General features: G+C 37.0%; 5 protein-coding genes. All 5 read right to left on the bottom strand.

Annotated features, from left to right (window positions below; all coding sequences use genetic code 11):
• Positions 1 to 258 precede the first annotated feature (258 nt).
• Positions 259 to 840, bottom strand: coding sequence for a YdeI family protein (locus DBR11_RS27330; RefSeq protein WP_108555714.1), 582 nt, complete (start codon positions 838 to 840; stop codon positions 259 to 261).
• A gap of 24 nt (positions 841 to 864) precedes the next feature.
• Entirely contained in the window at positions 865 to 1,431 is a 567-nt protein-coding gene (locus DBR11_RS27325) for a DUF4256 domain-containing protein (RefSeq protein ID WP_108555713.1), read from the bottom strand.
• Positions 1,432 to 1,441: 10 nt separating this feature from the next.
• On the bottom strand, positions 1,442 to 1,819 hold the full coding sequence (locus DBR11_RS27320) for a DoxX family protein (protein WP_108555712.1): 378 nt from the start codon (positions 1,817 to 1,819) through the stop codon (positions 1,442 to 1,444).
• Between the two features lie 5 nt (positions 1,820 to 1,824).
• Positions 1,825 to 2,292 carry an SRPBCC domain-containing protein gene (locus DBR11_RS27315; protein ID WP_108555711.1) on the bottom strand — a complete coding sequence of 156 codons (468 nt, stop codon included), beginning with the start codon at positions 2,290 to 2,292 and terminating at the stop codon, positions 1,825 to 1,827.
• A 1-nt stretch (position 2,293) separates the two neighbouring features.
• Positions 2,294 to 2,593, bottom strand: a 300-nt coding sequence (locus tag DBR11_RS27310; RefSeq protein ID WP_108555710.1) for a helix-turn-helix transcriptional regulator, incomplete at its 5' end; no start/stop codon positions are given.

Genomic DNA, 2,593 nt, shown 5'->3' with positions numbered 1-2,593 from the left:
GGAGTAAGCCCAGCGTACAAGGATTTGGCTATTATTTGCGTTTGTCGGCCCAATCAAATTTGCAAATTGTACAACAATTAACAATATCAACAGAAATTTTCGCTTCATGATTTTAACTGGCTTAATATTGTTTAGCTAATTTAAACTTAGTTTATAAAAACAATAATCCAGTATTAAATATTTACTTACATCAAGCGCCTAAGAAGTCAAGGCAAATTTAGATTCAGAAAGATTTGGTAATTATTATAATACATTAAACTACTCATCATTTAAACCTTTCCCATTCAAAATTTGTGGCATATATTTCTCTACCCTCGCTTCCCGCGTTTTGGATTGCTTAGGAGATGAAAAATGAAGAAGATATGCCCTTTGCCGCCCAGGTGTCAATCCATAAAATGCGGTTTTTAGAGCAGGAATCTGATCTAATTTAAACTGGAATTCTTTAGAAACAACGAATTCTTCCGTCTTTTTAAGCTCAACTTTCAAACCAGCCTTTTCCACCTCGATAGCCTCATAGATATAAGCCATTAGTGTCGATTTCATTTCCAAAATTTCCAGAACATTGGTAAATCGAACTTGACGTGCTGCCTGCACATTTTTAGTTTGTTGAATTAGGATGCCATCGGGATCCTTCAACAATACCCCCTTAAAAAACAGCAATGCACAATAATCTTTAAATACATGTATCAAACTGATGTTGTCATTCTGAAACGTATAACAAGGACACCCCCACTTCAACTCTTCAGTCAATCCACAATCTAGCGCAATTATTCTTAATTGCTCCAGTTCTTCCTGCCACGCCTTTGTCTTGCTAAAATAAAAATCAACTTTTGGGTTCATATTGGTAAATTAATTATTTTTGCTCTAAACCTTTAACGAGCCGCGAAATCCTCTCGCAGCATAATAAGAATCGGCTCCATTGTGATACGTAAAAATAGTATTATAGCGACGATCGCAAAAGATCGCTCCACCTAGTTTTCTAATATCAGTCGGTGTTTTCACCCAACTTGAAGTTTTTACATCAAAATCACCCAGTTTCTGCAATGCCCGGTATTGCTCTTCTGACAGCAACTCTATCCCGATTGCAGCCGCCACATCCAACACATTATTCTCTGGTTTATGTTCTTTTCTTGTCTCCAATGCTTTCCTGTCATAACAAAGACTTCTACGACCTTTAGGACTTTCAGCGGAGCAATCATAAAAAAAGTACTCACCCGTTTCTTTATCACGACCAATTACATCAGGCTCACCTCCAGTCCTCTCCATTTCATGGAGCGACCACTGTTTTACAGTACTCTCTTCCAATTTCATTTGTATATCAGACCATTCCAAATCATTATGGCGGTTCATATTTTTTTCAAAACGGACTTTCAAAGTTTTGAATAGATGCTCAAGTTCTTCCTGAGACAATTCGTTTTTAATATTGCTCATACTTTATCGGTTAACTAAAAATAATTCTTCTATCTAAAGGCCTAAAATACCAGGAGACAACAATTAAGACAAGTAATAATGCTGGCCCAAAAAACTCTTTAGCTCCATCTCCAACGGCCAGGTGAGAAAAGACAGCACCCGACATTGCAAAAAAGAAACCTGCATAGGTCCACTCCTTTAATAATGGTAACTTAGGCATAAGCACAGCCACAACACCAAGAATTTTCCAAATCCCAATTATGGTTAAAAAATAGCGAGGATAGCCCAATTGAGCAATCTTTTCCACCTCATCTTTCATTTTCAATAACTGAACCAATCCAGTTGACACCATCCCAAGGGCAAGCCAAATCGTAGAAATCCAGTAGATGATTTTATTTAATTTATCCATAATCTTTACTTTGATTTATTTAAAATGTTTTGCAATCGGTTATGAGCCATATTTATCCCCTGAGCAAATGGCAACCGTAGCATACTATCTCTAAGTTCAACTGACTTATATACAACATGCATAGTGAGTTTACTGGTTTCTTCGCTGAATTCTTCAAATTTGAGAAACTCAAGCTGCACATCAAAAGGGGCATTCTCCATTTCGAATGTCCGGGTGATCTGTTGATTAGGAACGAATTCGTGAATAACACCATTTGCCCGAAATACAACATTCCCCTTAGTATCGCTGGTCTCGAATTGGTACCCTCCATGTTTTTTATTTTCAAGTTTCAGTACTTTTGTTCCCATCCATTGCTCAACGATCTCAGACTCTACATAAGCCTTAAAAAGTAATTCCAATGGCAAATCAAATTCCCTGGTAATCACTAAATCTTGTCTGCCTTCTTCGGCATTAATTTTTGTCTTTTGCTCCATGTTATTTGTTTTTATATTCTTTCATTATACTTTCCAATGTCTTAAATCTATCTTCCCACATTTGCCTAAATGGCTCAATAAAATCAGCAACCTCTCTCATTTTTTTTGCATTAATGTGATAGTGAATCTCTCTGCCATTTTGTTCTTGTTTAAGTAATTCGCACTCTGTAAGTATTTGCAAATGCTTTGAAACTGTTGGTCTTGCGGTATCGAAATTTGCAGCTATTGCCCCTGCTGTTAAAGACTGCGAAGCAACCAACAGAAGTATCGCTCTTCTTGTCGGATCTGCTATTGCCTGAAA

It is taken from the genome of Pedobacter sp. HMWF019 (assembly GCF_003061025.1).
In the GTDB taxonomy this organism is placed as follows: Bacteria; Bacteroidota; Bacteroidia; order Sphingobacteriales; family Sphingobacteriaceae; genus Pedobacter.
This window is presented reverse-complemented; position numbering and strand designations above follow the sequence as displayed.